Here is a 5,884-nt window from a genome sequence, read left to right as displayed (position 1 = left end):
ATAAAAAAAAAGAAACCCGCCATTTGGCGGGTAACACGCGGCCTTATGTAGCGCAAAAGGCCGAAAAGTCGCATCGTTATTTGTATCTGTTCTAATCTTGTTCCATTTGCTTCATCTTTTCAATCGCTTTGTCAATCAATGTGCCTAGTTCTTGGAACGTTTCTTGATAAACAGTTAAATTCCCGCCGAACGGGTCAGAAACATCTTGGTTTTCCGTTTCGCCAACGAATTCCTTCAGCGTAAATAATTTTTCAATCGCCTGCGGGTACTGTTCCTGAATAGCGAATTTATGTGCGGCAGTCATCGTCAAAATTAGATCGGCCCAGTCCACTTCTTGTCTGGTTAACATGGTGGAGCGATGATTGTGGGTGATATGGTTATCTTCCAATACTTTCTTTGCATGGGGCGATGCCTCGGTGCCATTTGCAGCAAAAATCCCTGCAGATTTCACTTCCATACCTGCAATATTTTTACTTTTCAAAATAGCTTCCGCCATCGGACTCCGGCATGTATTTCCCGTACAAACAAATAAAATACGCTGCATCTTGTCAGCCCCCCCTTTTATTCTATTATAAAACAAACGAAGGCTGACATCCATTTTGTTCAAAAAAATCAGTCATTACTGAGAGCTGATGGCCTGCCTGCCCATTTGTTCCCATCCCCGCTTGAAGGCACCGATCTCTACCTTTCGGTTTTTCACCACAGCAAGTGGGTCATTGAAATAAATATACTGGCTGTCATAGCCTGTCACCAGCACACTGTGTTCCTTGTAGGTTATCGAAATTTTTCCCGACGGTGTATTCCAGACTTGCCAGTATTGGAATGGCACATTATCAAACAAAGTATTATTAATCACCCATACGGTATTTCCATTATTCAAATATTGATAAATTTCTTCAAACTTGCTGCCAGTAAAATCAACAATTCGATTCGGAAGATATGCTTTCGCCAGTTCTTCAATCGGACCATGATAGACCCCAAGGCCCGGCTTGTTAAAAGAATACATATCACCGACAAATCCTGTATTCGGATTGCCGAAATAGATCTGGCCATTCACATTCCGATAGGGGGTTGGATCTTTTTTCACCTGGTATGCCAATGTCATCTTATTTACTTTTACACCTGCGTCTTGGAGCATCATTGCCAGAGAGGTGACTTCACAGCCGCGCGGCAGCTCCGGCATCTGCCCGATCAGAGGTGCATCAAGGATGGCACCTGAAACTGCCCCGTTTGCACCAAGGTAATATTTATCTTGGCCGCTTTGCACCCAGCCGGTCTTCATAGAACCATCAGGATTAAGAAAATACCATTTCCCGTTTACCTTTACCCAGCCGGTTTGCATGACACCATTTGATCCTAGGTAATACCATTTTCCCCCAGATAAAACCCAGCCAGTCTGCATGGCTCCATTCGCGCCAAGAAAGTACCAACTATTTCCATACCTCAACCAGCCAGTAACCATTCTGCTTGTGCTATTTAGATAATATCGTTTGCCGCCGGAAAGAACCCAACCGGTTTGCATTTGACCGTTCTCCTTAAGGTAATACCAATTTCCTCCGGTATAAATCCAGCCGGTTTGCATGGCACCATTATTCCCCAAGAAATACCAATGTCCCTGATCAAACAACCAACCTATTTTCATCTGACCAGTTTGATCAAGATAATAATATTTACCATGATCTTCTATCCAGCCAGTCTCTTTTTCTCCCTTGCTGTTATAGTAATACCAATGACCGTCCTGTTGCACCCACCCGGTTTTCAAGGTGGTTACATCTAATGTGTATGTATTTGTGCCATCCTCCGCGCTAATCGTCAATTTCATACCCGCTGACTGTCTGGCAATCTCCAAGGAAAACTCTCCGGCAGCATTTGCTTTCGTACTGTTTAGTAAGGCTGATTTACTTCCAACCTTAACGGTGGCATTCGGATAGGTTATTCCTTTAATCACGGTCGTTTGATCTGTTATGATTTCTAAAAGCTGAATACCCTTCCCTTGCCCAGCTGTTTCAGCAAAAGAAACACTCGGAATGAACAAACAAAACAAAATGGTCAGTCCGATGAAAAACTTGATCGATGATTTCGGCCGAATTTGCAGCCCTCCTTAGAACTCCATTATTAGTTTTATAGATTCATATCTTTACTCTAGCATAAATAAAGGAAGTTTACTAAGGATTTACCAAGTATACCAAATCCTCATATCGTCAGAATGATCAGCTTTACACCAAAAGCAAGTAAAATAGCGCCGCCAAGAACTTCACTGTATGTTCCAAGCCAGCCCTGCACCTTTCTTCCCAAAAGCAGACCTGCCCATGTCTGCACGGTAGCGATAATTCCAAAACATAAAATAACTACCAATGTTTTGGCACCATATATGCCGAGTGTCAAACCAACTGAAAAACTATCAAGGCTGACGCTTAATGCAAAAATCAATAGACCAATCCCTGCTGGGGTCATCACTTTTTCCGATTCTTGTTTGAAACTTGACCAGATCATATTAAGACCTAATACAATTAATAAAAGGCCGCCCAAAAAGGAGGCAAGTGTTCCAAATCTTCCCGAAAGGAATTTCCCGGCAAGTATGCCCAAAAGTGGCATCCAAACATGAAAAATTCCAATGGTCATGCCGATCTTAAAAATTTTCCTGAGGCGCAGATTGTACATTCCCATGCCAAGCCCGACAGAGAAGGCATCCATTCCTAAAGCTGCTGCCATGATTGTGAGTGTTATGATTTCGCCAAACATATCTGACATCTCTTCAGCCTCCTTGGACTAACTATTTCAACATATGCACGTCCAAACAATTTTAGAAGTGAAGCCAGACATACAAAAGCACCAGATCTCCACATGTGGAAATCTGGTGCTTCGTTTACTATGCTATTTTTCAGTTATAACCTTATGACCAGCCGCTTTTTGAAGCCTGTTCATGATCGCCTCTCCTACACCGGAACCCGGAAACATCTCACTAAAAATAACGTCCACGTTCAATTGGTTAAAGCGCCTCAACGTATCATAAAGAGCCGCTGCAACTGATTCCAGATCTGCTCGCTCGCCGCAGGCCAGGACAACATCAGCCTTATAATCATACTGATACTCCTTTGTCGTCAGTACTCCGACTTGCAGCCCTTCCCGGCGCTTTTCAACCACAAGCTGCTGAAGAAACTCCCTGGATCCTGACACCAAATACATTTCGGCATTTGGAGCATAATGGCGGTATTTCATGCCTGGTGCTTTAGGTTTGGCTGATTCATCGACCAGCGCACGGTCTATAACGACTTTTCCGATCACATCTTCAAGCTGTTCCTTTGTCACTCCGCCTGGCCTAAGGATCACGGGAATTTCCTCCGTACAATCAAGCACCGTTGATTCAACGCCAACCCCAGTCGATCCGCCGTCCAACACACCCGCAATTTTGCCGTTTAAGTCATCAATCACATGATCTGCCTTTGTCGGGCTTGGTTTCCCAGAGCTGTTGGCACTAGGTGCAGCGATCGGCAAGCCACAGGTTTTCAACAGCGCCAGTGCTACCGGGTGAGCAGGCATCCGAACCCCGACAGTTGCAAGTCCTGCAGTGGCTTTTTCCGACAGAATTCCTTCCTTCAGTTTAAAAATAATAGTCAAAGGCCCCGGCCAAAATTTGTCCATCAGGATTTGCGCCTTGGCCGGAATTTCCGCCACAAAGCGGTTAAGCTGCTCCTTTTCCGCAATGTGAATAATTAACGGGTTATCCCCAGGCCGGCCTTTTGCCATATAAATTTTTTCCACTGCTTCATCGCTTTCTGCATTACCGCCAAGCCCGTAAACCGTCTCTGTCGGTATGGCTACCACTTCATTTTCCCGCAAAAATCTAGCGGCATCCACAACTTGTGGATTTCTTTCTAAATTATCCACATACTTATCCACTTTCCAAACAATCGTATTCATAGTTATCCACCTTTATCATCCAGCTTCCCTTTCGTCGAAATTTGACGAAACAAGGCGTTCTACTCCGTTTTTCCATTAATACGTTTGAAAGTATAAAAGAAGGTGGGGATAAATACAAGTTCTTATCCACAAATTGTGTATAAAGCCATGAAAAAAGTGGATAACTTTCGCAATATATCCACAATCAAATTGAAATTTTTAAAAATAATGAGTTATCCACATTTAAAACATGTCGAATGTGTTGAGATTGGTAAAATTCCAGCGGCAGATCACCACGTCCAACTTTTTTAAAACCTAGTAGGTTAAAAAACGGCAGTGCCACACTTTTATTTGTTGCCAAAAATAAACTTCTCATTCCTTTATCTTTGGCTAACTCTACCATTTGTTCGAACAGAATGTAAATCTGCTTCTCCGCTTGATCCGATGTAACGACCAGCGAACGTAGGATCCCGAACTCCGCAATCATTTCCATTCCTAAAGTACCTTTCAGCGCACCCGTCTCATCCTCCAGCAATAAGAAACAGCAGGCTGTCTCTTCTGTCAGATCATCCGCCTTTACATTTGCCCTTAATAAAAACTCTTTCAAAACGGTCATATCTTCTTTATTTGCCTTGCGAATGCATCCCGGCATGCAAATCCCCCTCATTCGGTGTTTCTACTCTATGAATATGAGGAAATAGAAAAAGTAGACCATTAGAAAATCAGCCCGATTTAGCAGGACTAGTTCTTTAATCGAATAGTTTTTGCCATAGTTCAACGATAAAAAATTTTACTTTTACTGGCTGCTCATCTTCTGACGTATAGACTGGGGCTTTTTCGACGATCTTATGTGCCTTCGCTGCGGTTTCAATGGATGCGTCTGATTTCGTCTGATCGGTTGACGCCAATTGATCGTCCGCCACAGCTGTATCTTTTTCATCAGCAGATTGTTGCACGGTCTCTTTTGTTGACTGTTTGGAGGTTTTTTGATCAGCTGTTTTTGAAGACTTTTGTCCATTATGATCCTGTTTTTTAGCTGTTTTTGAGTCCTGATCGCTTGTAGTTTCTTTCGTTGTTTTCTCGTCGGGTTGTACAGAATCTTCAACTTGCTGAGTAGCATTCTTTTGTACCTGATCGTCCGAACTTCCTTTTACTTGCTGGGCATCCTTGTTCTGATCGTCCGATTTGTTTGTTGCTGCTTCCGCTTTTTCATTAAAACCTTGACTTACGGCTACACCATTTGAAAAATCAAGGAAACATAACGGTGGATAAAGAACACACCACCAATTGGCGCCTTCGCCTTTCCCTAATGTAATTAACACTGCCTGGTATTTCCCCGCCGGGTATAGGAACTGACCGTATAATTTAGTTGGAAACTGTACTTTGCCAAACTGAACTTTCACTGTTTGATTGGAACCTTGGTCATGGACTACTTTTTCTGCAATCGCCTTAATTTCGGGTAATTTTTCCTTAATGACAGACTTCGCTTTGTCCATAGAGGTTAAATCCTGTACCCAAAAGGTAATCTGCGCATTGACCGCATCGCGCACTTTGCGCTTTAATGCCTGGTCGGAATCTAAATCACTGTTTGCCAAAATCCGGAGGCGGATGGCATCCCCAGGAATCACAACCGAATCCTTCGCCGCCGCTTCTGTTTTTGGCATATATAAACTTAACATCGTTCCTAACGATAATACAATCAAATAAGCCCAAACAATTACCTTACTTCTCATCACCAGCACCATCCCTTCTAATCACCATTGTGGACAAAATGCCAGAATCTTAAACTATTAAAATTTAGTATTTTTGTTTTTAGGAGAGATGATTTACGGATGCTGGTTTGAAAGCTTATATTCGCGGATCACATCGTTTTATTTGTAGAAATCAAGATTCTACTCTCGTATATCTTTAAATATAAGGCTCTGTTAGTGTTCATGGTTGATTTTCAGCAGGGTACTCACTTTATCGGAAGAATGAGACTGTC

The 5,884-nt window shown here is 42.8% G+C and carries 6 protein-coding genes; all 6 read right to left on the bottom strand.

From position 1 onward, the window contains the following. Positions 1-91 precede the first annotated feature (91 nt). A complete protein-coding gene (locus BFU02S_RS14460) occupies positions 92-544 on the bottom strand; it encodes a low molecular weight protein arginine phosphatase (protein ID WP_066372085.1) in 453 nt (150 codons plus the stop codon). Between the two features lie 75 nt (positions 545-619). Continuing rightward, complete coding sequence (locus tag BFU02S_RS17755) at positions 620-2,044, bottom strand: C39 family peptidase (protein ID WP_084361142.1); 1,425 nt, start codon at positions 2,042-2,044, stop codon at positions 620-622. A 149-nt stretch (positions 2,045-2,193) separates the two neighbouring features. After that, the gene (locus tag BFU02S_RS14450) at positions 2,194-2,751 is read right to left on the bottom strand and encodes a manganese efflux pump MntP (protein ID WP_066372082.1); all 558 of its coding nucleotides are present in this window, start codon (positions 2,749-2,751) and stop codon (positions 2,194-2,196) included. 123 nt (positions 2,752-2,874) lie between these two features. Continuing rightward, positions 2,875-3,921, bottom strand: a complete 1,047-nt coding sequence (locus tag BFU02S_RS14445) for an L-threonylcarbamoyladenylate synthase (RefSeq protein WP_066372081.1) — start codon at positions 3,919-3,921, stop codon at positions 2,875-2,877. A 184-nt stretch (positions 3,922-4,105) separates the two neighbouring features. Beyond that, the gene (locus BFU02S_RS14440) at positions 4,106-4,552 is read right to left on the bottom strand and encodes a GNAT family N-acetyltransferase (protein ID WP_066372079.1); all 447 of its coding nucleotides are present in this window, start codon (positions 4,550-4,552) and stop codon (positions 4,106-4,108) included. 97 nt (positions 4,553-4,649) lie between these two features. Next, a complete protein-coding gene (gene spoIIR, locus BFU02S_RS14435) occupies positions 4,650-5,633 on the bottom strand; it encodes a stage II sporulation protein R (protein WP_066372090.1) in 984 nt (327 codons plus the stop codon). Positions 5,634-5,884: the final 251 nt, after the last annotated feature.

It is taken from the genome of Neobacillus fumarioli NBRC 102428 (assembly GCF_001591485.1).
Classification (GTDB): domain Bacteria; phylum Bacillota; class Bacilli; order Bacillales; family Cytobacillaceae; genus Neobacillus; species Neobacillus fumarioli.
Note: the sequence above shows the minus strand (reverse complement) of the source record. Positions and strands in the feature narration are given on the sequence as shown.

Coding starts and splice junctions, on each gene's coding strand:
- BFU02S_RS14460 (WP_066372085.1), bottom strand. CDS start 544: ATGCAGCGTATTTTATTTGTTTGTACGGGAAATACATGCCGGAGTCCG.
- BFU02S_RS14450 (WP_066372082.1), bottom strand. CDS start 2,751: ATGTCAGATATGTTTGGCGAAATCATAACACTCACAATCATGGCAGCA.
- BFU02S_RS14445 (WP_066372081.1), bottom strand. CDS start 3,921: ATGAATACGATTGTTTGGAAAGTGGATAAGTATGTGGATAATTTAGAA.
- BFU02S_RS14440 (WP_066372079.1), bottom strand. CDS start 4,552: ATGCCGGGATGCATTCGCAAGGCAAATAAAGAAGATATGACCGTTTTG.
- spoIIR (WP_066372090.1), bottom strand. CDS start 5,633: ATGAGAAGTAAGGTAATTGTTTGGGCTTATTTGATTGTATTATCGTTA.